General features: G+C 65.3%; 13 protein-coding genes. 4 read left to right on the top strand and 9 right to left on the bottom strand.

Features of this window, described 5'->3' with window-relative positions:
* Positions 1-729 precede the first annotated feature (729 nt).
* On the bottom strand, positions 730-1,056 hold the full coding sequence (locus tag QY049_RS18525; protein WP_194480238.1) for a nuclear transport factor 2 family protein: 327 nt from the start codon (positions 1,054-1,056) through the stop codon (positions 730-732).
* A 151-nt stretch (positions 1,057-1,207) separates the two neighbouring features.
* On the opposite strand from QY049_RS18525, the gene QY049_RS18520 reads away from it, so the two are divergent.
* Together QY049_RS18520 and QY049_RS18515 are read left to right on the top strand one after the other, a co-directional pair.
* Positions 1,208-5,377: a LuxR C-terminal-related transcriptional regulator gene (locus QY049_RS18520; protein WP_301269803.1), complete on the top strand. Its 4,170-nt coding sequence runs from the start codon at positions 1,208-1,210 to the stop codon at positions 5,375-5,377.
* A gap of 36 nt (positions 5,378-5,413) precedes the next feature.
* Entirely contained in the window at positions 5,414-5,578 is a 165-nt protein-coding gene (locus QY049_RS18515; protein WP_194480235.1) for a hypothetical protein, read from the top strand.
* 189 nt (positions 5,579-5,767) lie between these two features.
* Here QY049_RS18515 and QY049_RS18510 read toward each other — a convergent pair whose 3' ends face one another.
* Complete coding sequence (locus tag QY049_RS18510; protein ID WP_194480233.1) at positions 5,768-6,133, bottom strand: response regulator; 366 nt, start codon at positions 6,131-6,133, stop codon at positions 5,768-5,770.
* A gap of 132 nt (positions 6,134-6,265) precedes the next feature.
* Entirely contained in the window at positions 6,266-6,634 is a 369-nt protein-coding gene (locus QY049_RS18505) for a cupin domain-containing protein (protein WP_194480231.1), read from the bottom strand.
* 138 nt (positions 6,635-6,772) lie between these two features.
* On the opposite strand from QY049_RS18505, the gene QY049_RS18500 reads away from it, so the two are divergent.
* On the top strand, positions 6,773-7,135 hold the full coding sequence (locus QY049_RS18500) for a hypothetical protein (RefSeq protein WP_194480229.1): 363 nt from the start codon (positions 6,773-6,775) through the stop codon (positions 7,133-7,135).
* Positions 7,136-7,222: 87 nt separating this feature from the next.
* On the opposite strand, the gene QY049_RS18495 is transcribed toward QY049_RS18500, so the two are convergent.
* Both QY049_RS18495 and QY049_RS18490 read right to left on the bottom strand, forming a co-directional pair.
* Positions 7,223-7,759 (bottom strand): sterol desaturase family protein, encoded by a 537-nt coding sequence (locus tag QY049_RS18495; protein ID WP_194480226.1) that lies wholly within the window; start codon positions 7,757-7,759, stop codon positions 7,223-7,225.
* Positions 7,750-11,133, bottom strand: coding sequence for an adenylate/guanylate cyclase domain-containing protein (locus QY049_RS18490; RefSeq protein WP_194480222.1), 3,384 nt, complete (start codon positions 11,131-11,133; stop codon positions 7,750-7,752). Before QY049_RS18490 ends, QY049_RS18495 begins: the two co-directional genes overlap by 10 nt.
* Positions 11,134-11,294: 161 nt before the next feature.
* On the opposite strand from QY049_RS18490, the gene QY049_RS18485 reads away from it, so the two are divergent.
* Complete coding sequence (locus QY049_RS18485) at positions 11,295-12,134, top strand: class I SAM-dependent methyltransferase (RefSeq protein ID WP_194480221.1); 840 nt, start codon at positions 11,295-11,297, stop codon at positions 12,132-12,134.
* 20 nt (positions 12,135-12,154) lie between these two features.
* On the opposite strand, the gene QY049_RS18480 is transcribed toward QY049_RS18485, so the two are convergent.
* The 4 genes from QY049_RS18480 to QY049_RS18465 form a co-directional block, all read right to left on the bottom strand.
* Positions 12,155-13,783 (bottom strand): di-heme-cytochrome C peroxidase, encoded by a 1,629-nt coding sequence (locus QY049_RS18480; protein WP_194480219.1) that lies wholly within the window; start codon positions 13,781-13,783, stop codon positions 12,155-12,157.
* Positions 13,784-14,143: 360 nt separating this feature from the next.
* Positions 14,144-14,389, bottom strand: a complete 246-nt coding sequence (locus QY049_RS18475; RefSeq protein ID WP_194480218.1) for a hypothetical protein — start codon at positions 14,387-14,389, stop codon at positions 14,144-14,146.
* A gap of 25 nt (positions 14,390-14,414) precedes the next feature.
* On the bottom strand, positions 14,415-15,539 hold the full coding sequence (locus tag QY049_RS18470; protein ID WP_194480216.1) for a DUF2336 domain-containing protein: 1,125 nt from the start codon (positions 15,537-15,539) through the stop codon (positions 14,415-14,417).
* A gap of 305 nt (positions 15,540-15,844) precedes the next feature.
* Positions 15,845-19,474 (bottom strand): AsmA family protein, encoded by a 3,630-nt coding sequence (locus QY049_RS18465; RefSeq protein ID WP_194480215.1) that lies wholly within the window; start codon positions 19,472-19,474, stop codon positions 15,845-15,847.
* Positions 19,475-19,480 lie beyond the last annotated feature (6 nt).

Below are 19,480 nucleotides of genomic sequence, written 5' to 3'. Positions count from 1 at the left end.
CGTCGTTGCTGTGCTTTGTCATCTTTCTGCCCAGGACTGCACTGAGGTGGTCGTCACAAATTCCGCGTTGGATTCAAGGCTCACTTTCCAGAGCTGCATGCTTGGCGGCCAAGCAAGCTTGGCGCGATGGAAGACTGCTCATCCCATCTACCGGGGGGACGATTGGCACATCGATCGCTACAAATGCGTCGCGGGGGTATACGTAGCCAAGGCCAGGATTTGATCGGACAGCGCCCTGATAGGCGCGCTCGTCCGTGGTTGATCGCGCTCAGGGCACGCAACGTTCTCGAACGCCCGCAGGACGCCTCGAACGTCGGATCGTGAGAGTGCCCGCTTGGTATCTATGAAGCGCCTCGATGGAGGAAGCCCAAAACGCTCCGAGCCTCGATCGCGCGGATCAGATCCTCGAGATCGAGTGACAATGCTCGATCGCTTGCTGCGGCTTCGGTCCGCAACTCCATCGGTGCAGATGGATCGACGCCAAAACTTGCGCGACACTCCGGACCGTCGAGGCAGCGTCCGCCCTTGGGATCCGCCGGCTATGGGCGTCGCGCACCTCTTCGCCGGCGGTCCTTTCGGGCACGCCCGTTTCGAGACGCGCGGCAGACAAAGCCGCGCGTTGCCGGAAGTTCCTGCGATGTCCGCGAGTGATTTCGAAGCAGATGTTGGCGCCTGGCGCTGCCGGGGCCAGCAAGCGCGCGGTTGCGGCGCCCGGATCGCGCCGCGGGTCTAGTGGGTCGGAGCCAGGTTCAGCTCTTTGATCCGCCCAGCGGCGTCGAACTCAAAGAGCGCGCTGACCACGCCGGAACTCGTGACGTACGAGAGAATGGTTCCGTCGTGGTAGGGATTGAGATCGTCCAACGTGCCTGCCGGATACTTGCGGAGGCGATCGATCCAATCGGCGCGAAGTGCCTCGCGGCCGGTGATGGTCTTGACCGAGCCGAAGCCGCAGCGAACCACGGCGTCATCGGCATACATATCCAAAATCGATTCAATATCCCCAGCGCGGTAGGCATCCAGCCAGTCAACCGCCACGGCCATTGGGTCAAAGGTCATATTCCACACCTGTATACCGTCGAGACGCGCGATTTAGGTAGGGTTAACCCTGCTAAGTCTCTTTCTACCAACGATTAATTGTATTTTAATGCCCCCACCCGGCCCCGGCCATATGCCGAAGGACATAGATCGCCGGGCCGAGGCACAGTCCATGTTAGACGTGACTGCGAAGCAGTGGATATTTCAGCGCATCCGGCTCGTGATCGTAGACCGACAACCGATCGTTCTGCAGGGACTGAAGTCGGTATTGGGGGCGCAGCAGGAATTCGACGTGGTCGCATCGTCCAGCGACGGGACGAGCTGCCTCGAAGCCATCCGGAATCTGACACCCGACGTCGCGCTCGTTGCGGACACCCTGCCGGATCTGACGGTATCCGAGATCCTGGCGATCGTGAAAGCCGAGAACCTTCCCACGCGCCTGGTGTTCTTTACCGAATCCGACACCGACCACGAACTGGCCGCAGCCATTGCTGCCGGCGCCTGCAGCGCAATCTCGAAGTACGACTCCCCCGAGACGATGCTGCGATCGCTGAGGCTGATGGCGAAGCGCGGCGTGTCGCTGGAGCGGTCCGATCTCTCGCCGGCCGGCAAGGACGCTGACGTCGGCAAAATTGAAAAGCTGCTAGGGCAATTGACGCAACGGGAACGTCAAATTGTCCGACTGGTGTCGGAAGGCATGTCGAACAAGGAGATCGCGCGCCAGATCAACGTGTCCCAGGGGACGGTCAAGGTCCACCTTCACAATATTTTCCAGAAGCTCGAGATCACCAACAGGACCGTGCTCGCGACCATCGCGTTGTTGCAACGCACCTCCGTCTTCGGCACCCTCGCGCTGGCCTTCCTGGCGTTCGCCATCGAGGACGAACTCAAGGCGTCGGAAGCGGTCAAGGCGTCGGGAGCGAACGACAGGCTTTCGAATGACGGCAGCATCGGCCACGCGAGCCAGCATACGGAGTATGAGCCCTGGAAGAAGGCCATTCTCCGGCACCGCATCGCCTGGGAATCCAGCGAGACGCCTCCGCCTACCCTTCGAGACTTTCTCGCCAAGATGGGCCAAGTCACGACCGCGGCGACGGCGATGGAAGCGCTGCGCGCGGCCGAGCAGGTTGGAGGCCCCAAACCGTGGAATGACCACGGTCCCGTAGGATCGAGCACGCCCAGTCTTCCTGCGCTTTTGCCGAGAGGTGCCAGCGACGCGCAGCTTGGTGACCTGCCCCCGGACCATCAACTCCCACCCCCTCCCTCCAATCCGATGTCGTTTCAAGGAGGGTATGGCACCTTCGCCGCTCTCACCGGCGCGTTGATCTACGCGCTGAACGACCCGCATCTTGCCGCACAGGCGCACGAGGCGGGCAAAGGGTCCATCGACGGTTTCCTGGGTCCGGCTGGAGAAAATGCGACGACAAAACTGGCCGCGATCACCGACGCGGGCTCTCATCATGTCGACGACCCGGCCCCGGCTTTCCCTGAGTCCCACCAGCCTTCCGCTGGTGTGACCACCGGGCACGAAAGCGCCGCTGGAGAACCTCGGGGCCAAACCGGCGATGGCGCCGTGGGGGACAACCTCCAACCCGTTGGCTCAACGGACCTTGGTCACGATGCCGGCGCTGAAGCATATGGCCGCGATCAAATGATCGAGGGCCACGTTGGTGAAAACGCCGTTCAGCCTCCCCCGAGCGATTCCAGTTCGACCTCGTCCGCCTCCACCTTCGATTTCGCATCCGGATCGAGCAGGATCAGTCTCGAGGCTTTCGGAGCGCTCGCCTGGCTGCATATGACGGCAGCAAGCAAGTCGATACCGCCACACACCCTTGCCTGGATCTACGACGCCGCAAGCAACGAAACGATCGTCTATGTAAATTCGACCGATCATAGCCTCGATATCGGCGATCGCGGCCTGGTGGAAGTCCATCTGCAGGGGATCGTTTCCGTTGCGGAGTCGGATTTCGTCGCTCAGCCGGAAGCCGCTTCCATCGCGGTCACACTGGAGCAGCTCGAACAAGCGTTGCCATCGGCGATCGCAACCGAAGAGACTGCGCTGAGCACCGACAATGTCCAGGGCACCGCCGGATCGAGCGACGGCGCATTCGGGACTTCAGGCGCCTGGAGCATTCTGGCCGACGACGGTTCAAGGTTCCTGTTCCGGCAGATCGGAGACGGCTCAGGGAACTCGGCGAGGTCAGTCAGTTTCACCGGCGATCCGGCGGATGCAACGGAGGAGAGCGATGGCCCGCCTGCCGCGTCTGCTCCCCCATCATCAGTCGTGCATGCTCATCGGGTGACGGTTGCGGCAAATGAAAATCCCGCATCGAAGAGTGAGCCGACCAATGCGAACACGAGTGTCTCGTCGACGGCCCAGAGCGAGATCGTCCAAACGAGCGTGGTGACGGCCACAGGGGCGACTGAAGCCGACTCCGCACCGGGCAGCAGCGGCGAGCATCGCGCCGCGGCTTCAGAAGAACACGACAACGAGCACGGCAATTCCGGACACTCAAACTCTGCCAACGCAACCGACAGTGTCGAGCAGGACGTCGCAACGTCCGACAGCGCGAGCCACGGCAACTCGCAGCAGGCACACGAGAAGGAGCACGGCAACTCCGACCACTCGGCCTCCGCAAGCGTCGCGGACGCAGCCGTCAGTACCGCCGATGCCGCAACAGCCGACAACGCGAGCCACGGCAACTCGCAGCAGGCACACGACAAGGAGCACGGCAATTCCGACCACTCGGCCTCCGCAAGCGTCGCGGACGCAGCCGTCAGTGCCGAGCCCGACGCCGCAACGGCCGACAGCGCGAGCCACGGCAACTCGCAGCAGGCACACGAAAAGGAGCATGGCAACTCCGACCACTCAGCCTCCGTAAACGCTACGGACGCGGCCGACAGCGCCGAACCCGATGCCGCAACGGCCGACAGCGCGAGCCACGGCAACTCGCAGAACGCTTCGGCGCAAGGCTCAGCCCAGGCGGCAGAAGCACACGACAAGGAACACGGCAATTCCGATCACTCAGGCTCCGCAAACGCGACGGACGCGGCCGACAGTGTCGAACCGGGCGTCGTAACGGCCGACAGTGCGAGCCACGGCAACTCGCAGAACGCTTCGGAGCAAGGCTCAGCCCAGGCGGCAGAAGCACACGACAAGGAACAAGGCAACTCCGATCACCCAGCCTCCGCAAACGCGTCGAAAGCAGCCGACGGTGTCGGGCAGGACGTCGCAACGACCGACGGCGCGGGCCCCGGCAACTCACAGCACGCGTCGGAGCCGGGACCTGCAAAGGCGGCGGCCACGGCGTCGGCTGAAGCCGACCCCGCACCGGGCAATAGCGGCGGCAATGGCAACGGGCATCACGATCCGGCTGCGGACATCGCGGATGCGTCAGCGGCCGTGACGACGACAGACCCGACCGAACACGGCAACTCGGGCCACGATGCAGAGTCAGCCTCTGCAAGCTCACCAGATGCAATTCAGAGCGTCGATCCGGACGTCGCAACGGCCGACAGCGCCGGCCCCGGCAATTCACAGCACGCGTCGGAGCCGGGGCCTGCAAAGGCGGCCACGGCGTCGGCTGAAGCCGACCCCACGCCGGGCAATAGCGGCGGCAATGGCAACGGGCATCACGATCCGGCTGCGGACGTCGCGGGTGCGTCAGCGGCCGTGACGACGACAGACCCGACCGAACACGGCAACTCGGGCCACGATGCAGAGGTAGCCTCTGCAAGCACACCAGATGCAACTCAGAGCGTCGATCCGGACGTCGCAACGGCCGACAGCGCGGGCCCCGGCAACTCACAGCACGCGTCGGAGCCAGGGCCTGCAAAGGCGGCGGCCACGGCGTCGGCTGAAGCCGACCCCACGCCGGGCAATAGCGGCGGGAATGGCAACGGGCATCACGATCCGGCTGCGGACATCGCGGATGCGTCAGCGGCAGTGACGACGACAGACCCGACCGAACACGGCAACTCCGGTCACGATGCACAGTCGGCTCCTGCAAGCCCGCCTGATACAGCCGAGATCGTCGTACCGAGCGACGCAACCGGCGCGGTCGACGCCGCACAGCCGGCTCAAGCTGCGTCCGCGGCCAGCGGAGCAGATCCGGAACTGGTGTTCCGCTTCGATAATTTGGCGACGGCACCCGCCGCCGCGGTCGTTGAACCTCAACAGCTCGACAACCTGCTCGATTCGCACGTTCCGCCCGGCCAGCAAAAGGACCTCGATATGATCGTCCAGGCGACCGCCATTGCGCCGGACGAGCATGCCGCGAGCCACGGCAATGGCGGTTCGCATCATGCGGTCGTACCTGCTTCCCATGACTACCTGCTTTGACGTGTTGCATTCTCATCGACTGAATATGCTCGAGCCATGAACCAGGACCGGGACAAGCGGATATTGGAAGAGCGTCTCGAGCGCTGCCGCCAGCTCGCCAAGGAGTTCCCGACCGGGCCGACGGCGGCGCATATCCGCGAAATAGAGGCCGCGCTTCTCGACGACCTTCGCGCTCTCGCGAGCGACGAGCCGCAATCCTGAGGACGAAATCCGGCGCGTGTTCGCCATGGCCGAGATCGACGCGGCCCGTTCCGCGCGAGCTTGGAGGCGATCGTCGATATCGGCCTGGAGCCGCCGAAACAGGGTCCGCTCACGTCCGTCGTGTCACCAGCAGCAGGAACGCGGCGCCGAACGCAAGCCGGAAGAGATAGTCGACGACATGGCGGCAGCTCACAGCTTCATGAGCGCCGCAACCAGCCGTTCGGGATGGAACGGCTTTTCGAGGAGGACACTGTTGGGCACGCCCTCCGACCTCCACAATGCCGCGCCGGCGCCGCCGGTGATGTACACGACCGGAAGGTCCGGATCCTTCTCCCGCATTCTTCGGGCGAGATCCCAGCCGTTGAGCGTGCCGCCGAGATAGACATCGGTCACGAGCGCCTTGTGATATTTTCCCCGCGCCACGAACACCGTCATCGCCTCCTCGCCGGACGAGAGGATGTCGGAGGCGAAGCCTGCCTCCGCCAGCGCACTTTCGAGCACGCCCTGAAGCGGATATTCGTCCTCCACGATCAGGATCGACGGCGGTTCCGACATGCTTGCCTTTGGCCGGCCGGCGATCCGACGCGACGTGAATGTTCCGGTGCGCGCGGAGTGCAACACGCGTTTTTGGCTTTCTCGCGATGGCGCGCATGAAACCTGTCGGTTCCGCCGGCAACGGGCGACGGCTCACGGCTCCAGCGTGTAGGAGCGCCCGGGTTCGAGGACGTAGATGGTCAGAAAGCGGAGCGGGCGATCCGGGTCGCAATTGCGAAAGTGCGTGTGCGGGAGATCAGCCCGATCCTGCAACGTCTCGCCCGCGCGATATTGCCGCGGCTCGTCGCTGCCATAGGCCGACTCGGCAACGCCTTCGACGATGTAGATCGCGCCCGCGACGGGATGCCGATGCAACGGAGCGACACCGCCGGGCGGATAGGTGACCTCGACGACCATGAGCTCCTGGTTGCCGGGCAATGGAAGACGTTCGAGAATCTTGCGCGTGACACCGGCAAAGCCGGATTGCCGAGCACCTTCGGGACGGTCGGAACGTTCAACCATGGAGCACCTTTCATCGAACCAGCACTTGTCGACTTGTAACCCTCACCGGGGCACGCCGCCATGTTCGAACCGGCGTGCAAGGTGAATCCGACTCTGATTTGAATGGCTTTCCCGCCATCGGCTGTCTATGGTCTGATCATGTCGCGCTTCCTGTGTCTGTTTGTTGCTGTCACTTTGTCGCTGCTGCCGGTCACCGCACCTGCGGCGTCCATTCACAAAAAGCACGGGCAAGCCTGGCGCGGCTACGGCTTCCTGCCGGGCTATCGCCAGCCGCTGAGCAACAGCCAGCCGATCTTCATGCAGAAGAACGGCTTCCGGCGCTACGCGCGCGAAAACCAGCGTCCCTGGTATATCGACCCGGTGCCGAGCTATTACCGCTACTACGACGGCGAGTGGCGCTATTTCGGCCGGCCCGGCTTCGGCGGATCCCGCTACAACGGCGGCAGCTTCGGTCCGTGCTGGACGCGGACGCCGATCGGCGCGATCTGGAATTGCGGATGATGGTGCTTCCACCTCTCCCCGACGGGGAGAAGTGGCCGCAATACGTAGCTGGCAACCGCACTCATCGAAGCATGCGCCGACCGCCGGCTATTCGGGGCAATACGTTCCGAACACGCGGTCCCACATGCTGGTGACCACGCCGAAATTGCACGGCCGCTGGCCGTAGTGATGGCGCGCATGACGGCGCTTCAGCCGCCAGAGATAGCCGCCGCGCTTCACCGGAAGATGGTGGATGATGTGGTGAAGCGCACCGAAATAGATGTAGCCCAGCATCAGTCCCGCCGTGACGGTGCAGGCGCTGCCGAATCCGACCAGCAGCCATACCGGCAGCAACGATCCCAGACAGATCGAGCCCAGGCTCAGCCAGAGCGGCGAGCCGACCAGCGCGCGCGGATCGGAATGGTGCATGTCGTGCAGGGCGGCGAGATAGGCCGGACCATGCAGGGCGAAACGGTGAATGACGTATTCGGCGAGGCTCCAGAGCAATAGCCCGCAGGCAAATCCGATCGCCGCCTCGTCCCAGCGCAGCGGCTCTTTCAACTGCAACGCGACCACGACCAGCGCGGCACTTGCGAGGGGGTAGAACACGAAATCGGCAAAGTACAAGAATGTTTTCAGTCGCATGGATTTGCGCATGGGCTGGTCTTGCTGGAACGCTCCATGGCCGCCCGTGCCTCGACAATCTCCGGCAACTCCTTCGCGCTGGTGAATGTCCCGATCACCGGACCGAGCACGCTCCGCGCCTGCGCATCCGTTCCGCTCGCCTGGTAGAGTCTCGCCAGCGAGAGCGCGGCGCGCAGCTCGTATGTCGCAGTCTGCTGTGCCCGCGCGGTCGCGATGGCCCGGGTGAACGCCGCTTCCGCGGCGACGATATCGATCGGGTCCTTGCGCAGCAGCAGCTCGCCGCGCCAGCGCTGGATCTCCGGCGTGAACCACTCCTGCCCCGTCCGCTCCACCTCGGCGAGCTGCTCGTCGAGGATCGCGAGCGCCTCGTCGAACTGCCCTTCGCCGGCCTTGGCTTCGGCCAGCAGCGTCCAGGTCAAGGGCACGTAGAGCCCGGTTGCCATCTTGCCGACCAGCGGCAGCGCGATGGAATCCTCCATCTCCTTGAGTCCCGCGGCCGGCTCGCCGAGACGGCAGCGGATCCAGCCGTTCCAGAATTTTCCGGCCCGCGTGTAGAGCAGAAGTCCGTGCTCGCGGCTGAGCTCGATCACGGCATCGACATGGGGCCGCGCGCCTTCAGGATTGCCGCGCACCGCGTCGAGCACGATCTTGTGGAAATGCGCGTAGACCATCGTCGCGATATGGCCACTGTCGGTGGCACGGCGGATCGCCTCCTGCGCCAATTGCTCGGCGCGATCGACTTCGCCGAGCGGCCACAGCACCAGCGCGAGGTAGATGGCGGCCGCGATGCCGTAGTCGTGGCCATAGAGGAACGCGAGATTGCGGTCGTGCTCGTCGCGGTAGATCGCGAGCGCCTGCTCGAGATGCCGCCTGGCATCGACGAAATTGCCCTCGAACCAGCGCGTCATGCCGCAAACACGGTGCGCGATCCCCGCCTCCGGCGCATCGGGCCGGTCGGCGGTATCGTCGAGGAACGCCTGCGCCAGCTCCTGCATCGATCCGAGCTCGCTGCGCACGAGGCTTCCGACCCACAGGCCGTAAGTCGCGGCGAACCGTTCGGGGGCGCCCTTGAGCCCGGAGGCGAGCTCGCGCGCGCGTGCGAACGCGACCGAGGTCTCCGGCGCGCCATAGCCGCGCGTTGCGATCAGCGCGTTGCCATAGGCGATCTGCAATTGCAGCCGCCGGCTCTGCCCTGCGGGGCTTTCGCTCAGGCCCTCCGCAAGGCCGATGGCCTTGGTCAGATGCGCGATCGCCTCGGGATAGGCCGAGCTGCGCAGGGACCGGTCGCCGGCCTTGCCCCACCACTCAACGGCGTCCTCGACGAGACCGGCCTGCGTCAGATGATGCGCGGCAATCTCAGGTGAAGCTGCGGCGATGTCCTTGAATTTCTCCTGGAGCACGACCGCGATGCGCTCGTGCAAGCGCCGCCGGCTGCTCCTGAGCAGGCTCTCATAGGCGGTGTCCTGCACCAGCGCGTGCTTGAAAGCATAGACGCCTTCAGGCGCGGACCTGTTGCGGAAAATCAACTCGGCGCCTTCGAGCTGGGCGAGCCGGGCATCGAGCTCGGCGTCGTCCCTGTCGGCGATCTCGCGCAGCAGCCCGTCGGAGAATTCGCGGCCGATGACGGCACAGATCTGCGCGATCTCCTTCGCCGGCCCGAGCCGGTCGAGCCGTGCCATCAGCGAATCCTGGAGTGTGGTCGGGATCGACAGGCGCGGCAGGCTGCCGGCGATCCGGTAGCGGCCGCCCGCTCCCTTTTCGAGGACGCCCATCTCGAGCACGGTGCGCGTCAGCTCCTCGACGAACAACGGGATGCCATCGGTCCGCGCCGCGATCTGACTGACCAGCTCGGACGGGACCGCGCGACTTCCGATCACTTCGGCAATCAAGCGCTGGACGTCGGTTTCCTTGAGCCGTCCGAGCTCCAGGGTCGTCAAATTCGCCGGGCCCATCCATGGCAGCTTGAATTCGTTGCGGAACGTCAGGACCAGCAGCAGACGAAGCTGGTCGGCGAGCCTGACCGCAAGCCCGAGCAGCTCGAGCGATGTCGCGTCCGCCCAATGCAGGTCCTCGACGATGCAGATCACCGGTGCCTCGGCGCACAGGCGCTGCAGGCGCTGGATCAGCGCGGCCAGCGTGTTGCGCCGCAGTTGCTGCGGCGTCCAGTCGAGCGGCGGATAGCGTCCGCCGGTGGCGATCGACAGCAGATCCGCAAACAGCGGCACCAGCGTCGGCGTCTTCAGGTCGCTGCGCCCGAGCAGCGCTTCGAGCTTGCGCAGCCGCTGCGCGTTGCCGTCGCCGGCGCTGATCTTCGCGGCGCGCTGGAGCTGCGTGATGACGGGATAGAGCGCGCTGGCGCGATGATGCGGCGAGCACTGATAGCGCAGGCGGATGTGCGGCTCCGCGCCGATCCGCTCATCGAGGAAATGCTCCGCAAGTCGCGACTTGCCGATGCCGGGCTCGCCCGAGATCAGCACGACCTGCCCCTGGCCGCGCCAGGCCCGCTGCCTGCACTCGGCGAGGCGCTCGAGCTCGTGCTCGCGGCCGACGAATCCGGCGAGGCCCGCGCAGCGATAGGCTTCAAAGCGGCTCGCGAGCGGCGATGGACGATCCACCGCCCAGACTTCGACCGGATCGCTGAATCCCTTGATCGCGCGCGTGCCGAGCTCGCGGAGCTGAAACAGATTGCCGACCAGCCGGCGCGTCGAGGCCGCGATGATGACCGAGCCGGGATCGGCGAACGCCTGCATCCGCGCCGCGAGGTTGGGCGTCTCGCCGATCACCTCGAGCCGGCTCGAGGCGCCCTTTGCAATGAGATCGCCGACGACCACGAGCCCGGTCGCGATGCCGATCCGCACCTCCAGCCGCAAGCCCGGCTGCACGTCGATGGCCTGGACCGCCGCAGTGATCTCGAGCCCGGCACGAACGGCGCGCTCGGCATCGTCCTCGTGCGCGGACGGATAGCCGAAATATGAAAGGATGCCGTCGCCCACCAGACGCGAGACGATGCCGTCGTAACTCGCGATGACGGCAGTCGCCGCCTCGCGATAGGCCTGCAGGATCTCGCGCATCTCCTCGGGATCGAATTGCTGCGACAGAGCCGTCGAGCCGACGAGATCGCAGAACATGATCGTGAGCTGCCGCCGCTCGGCGCCCGCGTCCACTTTGGGTGCGACGAGACGCGCCTTCGGAACGTCCAGCTCTGCAATCGAACGCAACAGCCTGCGCCGGTGCCCGAGCACGACGCCCATGGTCGCGAGATCGCGATCCGTAATCTCGGAAAGAATATCGAAATCAATGCCGTGGTCAGAAAAGGACTTCTGGTATTGAGGGAGGCCGACCTTCTCCAACCAGGCAGCAACCTGCCCAGTCATCCACGCGGGTCCAGCATTATCTGTACTAAACCTAAAGTATATGCCCCCTCGAAATGAAGTCAATCGTGGCAGGCAAGCGTCGCCATTGTTGACGCATCGAAGGCACTGGCCCATGCTTTCCGGTGGAAGCGTTCCCCATTTTCGCGTGAGAGTATTCATCCGTGAAGCAGGATCCGTATCCGACAGCGGCGAACCCGATACATCAGGCCGTCGTAAAGCTGTTTTATTCGCGCGCCGCGCGCCACCTTTTCACCAACGCCTGGTACTCCCTGCTGAGCAGTCTCGACCAGGACGCCGCGATCCGATTTCTCAATTACGGCTATGCCTCGCTGAACGGCGAGCAGGTCGCGCTGCAAGCCGTCGACGAGCCCGATCGCTATGCGATCCAGCTCTACCACCACACGGTGTCGGGAGCTGCGATCGAGGGCAAGGATGTGCTGGAGGTCGGATGCGGTCGCGGCGGCGGCGCATCCTACATTGCGCGCTATCTCCATCCGCGCAGTTACACCGGGCTCGACATCTGCAAGCCGGCGATCCGCTTCAACAAGGCGCGCTATGCCGATCAGGATAATTTGGCATTCCAGGTCGGCAATGCGCTCAGCCTGCCGTTCGCGGACGAGAGGTTCGACGTCGTGGTCAACGTCGAGAGCGCCCAGCATTATGGCGACATGGGACGCTTTCTGGACGAGGTCCACCGCGTGCTCAGGCCGGGCGGCGTGTTCCTGATGGCCTGTTTCGAGGACCGGTCGAAAGACGTGTATCCGCGCGAGTCGCTGGCCAAGTCGCGCCTGCGCCTCACCTGCGAGGACGACATCACCGCCAACGTGGCACGCGCGCTGGAGCTCGACGGCGCGCGGCGAACGGCACTGGCGGACGAGATCGTGCCGCGGGTGCTGCTCGGCGTATCGCACGAATTCGCGGGAATTCCCGGCACGCAGCTGCATGCATCCTTTGCCGACGGCACGTGTCCCTATTACTGCTTCACCTGTCGCAAGGACTGACTGCAGGGACTGCAGCGGGCTCACAGCGTCTTGAGATATTCGATCAACGCCCTCCGGTCGTCCTCGTTCAAATCCGTTCCATAGGCGTGTCCGGCGTTCGAATTGCCGAGCAAGGTGGTGTCGAATTTGAACGCGGTGGGGCTCTCGCTCGCCATCGCATATCCGACGTTGACCGGATCGAACTCCCAATTGCCGACAAAGAATGTCTTGGGCCGCTGCTCCGGCGGCAGCAGGAGATCATGGAGCGACGGAACGGAGCCGTTGTGCAGATAGGGCGCCATCGCCCAGACGCCGTTAAGGGGCCTTGCGCGATACTGGAGCAGTCCCCGGTACTCGTTTGGACGCCCGCAATTGATCGCAGCCGCAGCTGCCGCATTGTCGTTGGATTTGGCGATCCATTGCTCCGCGACGTTACCCGTGACGATCCTGGCGGCGTCATAGTTGGCGATATCGTCCGGCCCTCTGATCTTCGACAACGTGACCCTGCGGTTCGCGAACGTCTTCGCCTGCTCGGGATCGGTGCCGATCTGCGTGAGGTCGAACACCGGGATCTGGATCTCGTCGCAGGCCCCCGGGGCCGCGGCCGGCGGCGCAACTGCATGGCAATTGGCGCATGTCTTCGCATACAGCGCCTGACCGAGCGCGGCGAGCTTGAGATCGGGTGCCCCGAGGATCGCATCGGGCCAGCGCGGCGAACGCAAATCCATCAGCGCCCGCTGTCCCCAGACCACATTCTCCATCTCGACCGCATGGGTCACGTTGAGCGTGAGCATCGTGGGGTCATGCTTGATGGGCGCCTGGACGCCGAGCGCCTCGATCAGGTTACGCGTCAGCGGCTGGCGAATGGACGCGTTGTACAACACCCAGCTGAAGCGCGGCGTATCCCACAGCACCGGATATCTCACCGGCGCGGTCAGCGGCGCATAATTCCTGGGCTCGTTCAGGGGGCCGGCAAGAAGCTGGTTCAGGCCTGCCCCATGCGCGTCCAATCTCCCCGCCCCGCCGATCGTATCCGGGGTCCCGGGCGAGGTCGGAAACGAAGGAAGCTGAGCGAAGCATCCCAATCCCGCGGTCACGACGGGAACCGGAAGCTTCACGCGCGCCATGAACCGCGCGGCGACCTGCGGATCCCCGAGCTTGGCAAGCGCGGCGGAAAGCTGGCCAGTCAGGCCGCCGATATCGATATGGGACGGTCCGCCCTCGATGCGGATCTGCTGGCCGCGATAATTGACTTGCCCGGTGTGACAACCCGCACAGCCCAATCCGAGCCAGCTGCCCCTCCAGCACGCGTGCTTGCCATCGGGGAAATCGACCTGCGTCTTGTAGAGCCCGACGGGAAGTCCATCGGGATTGCTGGTCGGGTTTGCAGGCTCGGCGAGGAAGCCGAGCCGCTGCAAATTCTCCGGCGCGCTGATCAGTTCGGTTTGCCCGGGCTGCTGGCCCGGCTGCTCGAGCGCGAGAAACCATTCATAGGGGAAGATCGCTGTTCCCTGAGAGATGAAATGCCAGCGATCGGCCGTGTCGGCCGTCCAGCCCTGCCGCAGATGCACGGGGTTGTCCGACGGAGGCTTGTCTTCGGCCGCAGCAAAAATGATGACGCCAAACAGGGCCGCGAAGGAAATCAATATTACGCGCACATCAAATTTCATAATCAGCTCCAATCGTTGTGAAGCTCTCAATCATGACGGCATCAATGCCGTCGCTACCTGGCAATCAGCAATCGTGCGCTACCGATGCGCCACGTGCAGCACCGGAGGCCTTCCAGAAAATGTCATGTAGAAAACGACGCTCGGAGCGCCTGCGCGCTTGCGCCAGATCGCCAACAAGGAAGCCACGCCGCCCATAGCGACCGCTCCGAACCCCATTGCCCGCGACCGCCTTTCGGCGACCGCAAGCGGAGGCTACATCATGTCTGAAATAAGCGCAAAGGTAGAGGTGGGGCATTGGGACGCGCTGCCGGTCGGCGCGACGAAACCGGCGGCGTCAGAAGTCCTACGGCTTCAGTCTCTTTACCGGAAATACCCAACCACGAGATCGGTATCCGCGCTGCCCGGCACCGTGCCGTTCAGCTCGGCATCGATGACGCGGCGGCAGGCTTCGATCGCGGCGTGGTCGCCGAGGTCGTTGGCTGCTTCCAGCACGAGCCATGCGGCGTCGACCGTGGCCTTCTCGGGAGCCGCACCGCCGATCTCGGCGGTGACGTTCCTGGCGAGGCTCTTGTTCTTGCGGACTGCGGTACCGAATTGAGGCAACATTGCAAATACTCCCTCGATGTCCCGTTCAGTGAACCTGGAGTTCGGGCTGACGACCCGTCGCGGGATCGGCGCCGACGCTGTTCTTGCGCGACTGGTAGAATTTCAGAATGCTGCGCGATGTCTCGATCTTGAGTCGGCCGAAATCGCGCTCGTTGTCATGGAGCTCACGCGCCGTGATCAGATGATCCTTGGCGCCGAGGAACAACAGCGACATCGTCGTGTCCCAGGTGAAATCGAGCGCCTTGCACAGCACCAGGATCATCTCGCGGTTGCGGTCCATCAGCGCCCGCTCGATCACGTCGACCGGGAGCGACGACAGCAGCGACAGGCCGATCTGCACCTCGTCGAAGCGGTGCTGGCGCGCATAGTTCGAGATCGAGACCTGGTTGAGGTTGCCCTGCCGGTACTGCGTCGTCACCACGCGCTTGGCGACGAAATAGCTGCGCGAGGACGGGCCGAACTTGGACTGCAGATCGCCGGTGACCTCGGTCACCGAGCTCTGGATCTGCGACATCATCTCGGGACGCTCGGTCTCGAGCCGGCGGCGGACGTCTTCCGACGCCTTGGAGATGAGTTGCTGGAAGATGTGGCGCGGCACGTCCTTGCGCAAGCCAAGCTGCTCGGCGAGGATCGAGTCGCCCTCGGCGCGCCGCACCATGTGCAGCAGGCCCGAGCCCGAGAAGCGCGCACCTTCGTTCCTGGCGACCGAGGTCACGACCTCCTGGTTGCCACGCTTGACGAGCACATCGGTCACGGCTTCGCCGATCGCCTCGCGCTGCGAGATCGCGAGCAGATGCGCCTGGCCCTTGGTCATGGCGCTTTCGACCAGCACCTTCTCGTCGATGCGATTGGAGTCGCGCAGCACGGGGCCTGCGACCTCGATCTCGTCGTCCAGCGCGAGCTTCTCGATGACGTTGAGCGGAGCATGATCACAGCCGGCCATCAATTCGGAGAGTTGCGCCCGCGCGGCGACTTCGATCTCGTCGGCAAGCCGGCCGATGACCTCGCCGAACGTGCTGATGTCGTCGTCGACGTAGCGCCCGGTGATCAGAAGATCCGTCGCATGCCACAACGCCTTCGCCCGGCTCTCGTCGGTGCCGCGCGCGATTGCGTCGTCCAGGTCCTGTAGAAGCGTCTTCGCCCCGTCCATTTCGATCACCCCAGTTCTTGGAAGTTCTTCGGCGCCGTCCTGCTCTTGCGGGCAGGACTCCGAATTCCTCTGGGACCAACGCTAGAGATCAAACGCGAGAATCCAGTAAAACCGTCACGTCAGTTTTGCCGACAAGAATTCATTCAAATGCGAGCGAATGTGGTAACCGGCGCGCAAGACCCGCGTTTGACGCGCGGATGCATCCCCAGTCGTCGTGGCCGGCCTTGTTCCGGTCATCCACGCCTCGCAGCACGGCACCCAAGAACGTGGATGCCCGGGACAAGCCCGGGCATGACGGAAATGGTCTACGGATTCTGCGGCGTCAGCACCATTGGCGGCTTCGGCCGGGGCTTTGGGGGCGGCGGGACCGCAGCGGGACGCACCTCGATCGGCGGCGGTAAGGGTGCGACCTGCTGGCGTGCCAGCGGCACGCTTGGCCCGGCGGGCGCCGCAAGTGGCGGCTTCGGCATTGGTGCGACCTTGGGTTCAACCTTCGCCTTCGGTGGCGCGCGGCGGGGATCGCGGCCGGGCATCGGCACGTCGGTCAACGGCGGCTCAGCTGCGGGCTCGGGCGAGACCAGCGTTGGCAGCGCGGCCGTCGCCGGCGGCGGCTCGCCGCGCTCGATCGCATCCAGCCGGCGCGTCTCGCGATCGATCGTGCGCACCGCAAGCCAGGACGACAGCGGCGTGAGATCGACGGTGCGGCTGAGCTTGTCGGGGGGACCCGCCGCAAACAGCTGGATCTCCGGCGGGGCGCCGGAAAGGCCGTTCATGATCGGCGTCAGGCTGGCGCGGATATCGGCCTGGTCGGCGGGAATGTCGTAGCCACCGGAGACGATGGCGCGGGCGTTCTTCGCCTCGAGCGGGGTTGCGCCGACGCGCAGGCGGCCGTCGCGGATCGTGAACGGAATCTGTGCGGAGGCGACCGCAATCGGAGCCGACAATGCCGGCTCGACGAGCTGACGCAATCGGTTATCGTCGCTCACCTGCCCGCCGTCGCTGGCGCGGATGGCGATCTCGAACGCGCGCGGGTTGAGGCCGCCGATCTCCGCCGAATCCAGCGTCACCGTGCCGTTGCCGGCGAGCGCTCCCGTCAGTGCCGAGACGCTGCGGCCCTGGCTCGTCAGCGTCATCTGCACCGAGGCGCGCCCCTTGGGCAGCGCCAGATCGCGATAGCGCAGCGAGGCCGCATCGACATTGGTGAGATCGAGATGCGCGTTCAACGCCAGGCCGTTCGGGCCGTTGCGCGCATCGAGACTTGCCGTCATCTCGCCACCACCGAGGCTGCCCTTGAGCGCGTCGAGCGCGAGCGACTGGCCGTCGCTCCTCAGCATGCCGCTGAAGGGGCGGATCTCGATTCCGCCGGGCAGGCTGCCGCGCAAGGCCTGGAACGCGACGCGGCCGCGCCAGCCGCTGACGAGCCCGGCACTCAGCGGCTCGCCGCTGTCACGCCCGGCCGCGCCGACGGCAAGCGCGAGCGCCGGCGCCAGATCGAGCGTGTCGAGCCCGACTTCGCCATCGACGCTCTTCTCCGCGTCGAGCGTCATGGCGAGGTGGCCGCGCAGATGCGAGCCGGATGCCGTGCTGTCGAGGTCGTCGAAGCTCAGGCGATTGCCGGAGAGATTGACGCGTGACGACAGGCTCACGTTCCGCGCCGATTTGTCGGCCGGGCCGGTCCCGAACAGCGGCGCCAGATCGGCGTTGCGCACGCGCAGATTCACGCTGCCCTTCGGCTCCGGCGCCGACAATTCGATGCTTCCTTTCGCATCCGCATCGAGCCCGCCGCCGCTGACCTTGACGTTCAGTTGCAGCGGCCTGCGCCACGAGCCGCTCAGCCTGCCCTCGATCTGCGAGGCACCTTCGCCCGCAGCGACGATGCGATCGAGGCCGAGCAGCGCCGTCAGAACGGCGGCCTGCGGCGCCGAGACTTTCGACTCCAGCGTGAAGTCGCTGTTGCGCAATTTCTCGACGTCGATGCCGTTGACCGCCGCCACGGGCGTCTGCGCGGCGAGGGTCGCGGTGGCCTTGAGCTGCGGCGCATCGAGGTCGAACACGGCGCGGGCATCGCTGCGATCGGCATGTTCGGCATTCTTGTCGAGGCTGAGGTCGAGCTTCAGGTGCGTCGCGCCCGACAATGCCGGGATGGCATCGAGTCGGGCACGCACCGCAGGGGCGATCGGCTCGAGCAGCGCGGTGAGATCGCGCAGCGAATTCGCGGAGGATTTCAGGGCCAATCTGCCGGTGGCTTTGGTGCGGTCAAAGCTGCCGCTTGCCTCCGTGGTCACGCCGTTGGCCTGGCCGAACCGCAATTGCTCCAGCGACAGCGAGGTCGGACCGTAGCCGAGCTTCGCCGCGAACGGGCGCAGTTCCTGGCCGGCCGATATCGCCCGGCCGATGTCGAGCGAGAGTTTTGCGTCCTCCGGCCATTCGCCCTGGGGACCTGCGAGCGCGCGAACAAAGCTCGCGGCGGCGTCGAGGTCGAGACGATCCGCCTTCAGGTCGGCATCGATCCGCGAGCCTTTGCTGGCGCCTGTTTGCACGAAGGCAATGCGGCCCTCGACGGTGCCGCCTTCGATGTCGGCTTTCAGCCTGTCGATGGCGAGATGGTTCGCCTCGATCGTCACCTCGCCGGCAAGGCGCAGCGGCCGCGTGCTACGCCTGACAACTTCGTTGCGCCCCTGCAGCCAGGCCACCAGCGTATCGGGATCGGACGATTCGACGCTGAGGCGGCCGCTAAAGCTGTCGGCGCCGGGCGTGGCGCCGTTGAGCGAGAGCTGCGTCATGCCGGGTGCGCGCAGATCGAGCCGCCGGAACGTCCAGGAGCGGCCATCGGTCTGAAGCTCGGTCGTGATGTTCTGGAGCGGACGGCCGCCCAGCATGATCTGGTCGGAGTTGAACTCGATCTGCGCCGGGATCGGCGCCTGCGGGATTGCGGCAAGGCCTGCGCGCAGGGCCGGCAGGATGCGCAACGGTTCGGCATCGTCGCGGCCGGCAAGCTTGTCGGCATCGACCTGCCGCGCCGACAGCACCGCGCGGAGCAGCGGCGAGGCGCCGAACCTGAGGTCGCCGACGCCGCCGACTTTCAACGCGGAGTCCTCGGGGCCAAAGCTCGCGTCGATCTGGTCGAACTTGGCGCCGGCCGGATCGGCCTTGAGTTTCGCGGCGACCTTCCACGGCGTTGGCCCCGCCTCGCCCGGCTTCTTCGTCGGCGGCACGGCCAGCGTCAGCGCGCCGTCGAATTTCGGCTGGCGGTTGTCAAAGGCGAGGACACCTTCCAGATCGGCGAGGACGGCGCGCTCGCCGGGATCGATGTTGAGGTGCACGCGGGTGGCGCTGCCGTCTGGGCTGGGGCCGGAGGAGACGCGGAACGGATAGCGCACCCCGTTGGCGGTGAAGTTGCCGTCGCCCCGCACCGAGCCTGCGAGCGAGCGGACATCGCCGGAGAAGACGATGTCGTTGAGCTCGAGCGTCGAGCGGCTGGCGGCGTCGTGAAGCGCGATACGGCCGCTCAGGTTGAGCCGCTCGATGGCGAGGGACGCGAGATTGAAGGTGCCGCTCGCGGTGGACGGCAGGTCGACCTTGCCCTTGGCGTCGAGACCGAGATCCACCGCCATGCCGCCGACCGAGAGCTCCGTGGCGCGCCACTCGCCCCGCATCAGCGAGCTCAGGCTGAACTCGACATCGAGCTTGTCGGCGCGCAACCGGCCGAGATCATTGTTGCCGCCGAAGGTCACCGAGCGCAGCCGCAGCGTCGGCGCCGGCAGGAGCCGCGCATCGAGCTCACCCGCCACGCGCACGGGCACGCCGATGATCCGGGTCGCTTCCGCCTCGAACTGGGGCCTGAACTGGTTCCAGTCGATGAAATAAGGCCCGATCAGCGCGGCCAGCAGCGCTAAGATGAAGGCAATCGCCAATCCGAGCAGCGTCGTCTGCACGGGTCT

This window comes from Bradyrhizobium sp. WYCCWR 13022 (genome assembly GCF_030435535.1).
Lineage (GTDB): Bacteria > Pseudomonadota > Alphaproteobacteria > Rhizobiales > Xanthobacteraceae > Bradyrhizobium.
Note: the sequence above shows the minus strand (reverse complement) of the source record. Positions and strands in the feature narration are given on the sequence as shown.

Excerpts from the sequence above, each read along its gene's own strand:
- QY049_RS18525 (WP_194480238.1), bottom strand. The coding sequence starts at position 1,056 with ATGACCTTTGACCCAATGGCCGTGGCGGTTGACTGGCTGGATGCCTAC.
- QY049_RS18520 (WP_301269803.1), top strand. The coding sequence starts at position 1,208 with ATGTTAGACGTGACTGCGAAGCAGTGGATATTTCAGCGCATCCGGCTC.
- QY049_RS18515 (WP_194480235.1), top strand. The coding sequence starts at position 5,414 with ATGAACCAGGACCGGGACAAGCGGATATTGGAAGAGCGTCTCGAGCGC.
- QY049_RS18510 (WP_194480233.1), bottom strand. The coding sequence starts at position 6,133 with ATGTCGGAACCGCCGTCGATCCTGATCGTGGAGGACGAATATCCGCTT.
- QY049_RS18505 (WP_194480231.1), bottom strand. The coding sequence starts at position 6,634 with ATGGTTGAACGTTCCGACCGTCCCGAAGGTGCTCGGCAATCCGGCTTT.
- QY049_RS18500 (WP_194480229.1), top strand. The coding sequence starts at position 6,773 with ATGTCGCGCTTCCTGTGTCTGTTTGTTGCTGTCACTTTGTCGCTGCTG.
- QY049_RS18495 (WP_194480226.1), bottom strand. The coding sequence starts at position 7,759 with ATGCGACTGAAAACATTCTTGTACTTTGCCGATTTCGTGTTCTACCCC.
- QY049_RS18490 (WP_194480222.1), bottom strand. The coding sequence starts at position 11,133 with ATGACTGGGCAGGTTGCTGCCTGGTTGGAGAAGGTCGGCCTCCCTCAA.
- QY049_RS18480 (WP_194480219.1), bottom strand. The coding sequence starts at position 13,783 with ATGAAATTTGATGTGCGCGTAATATTGATTTCCTTCGCGGCCCTGTTT.
- QY049_RS18475 (WP_194480218.1), bottom strand. The coding sequence starts at position 14,389 with ATGTTGCCTCAATTCGGTACCGCAGTCCGCAAGAACAAGAGCCTCGCC.
- QY049_RS18470 (WP_194480216.1), bottom strand. The coding sequence starts at position 15,539 with ATGGACGGGGCGAAGACGCTTCTACAGGACCTGGACGACGCAATCGCG.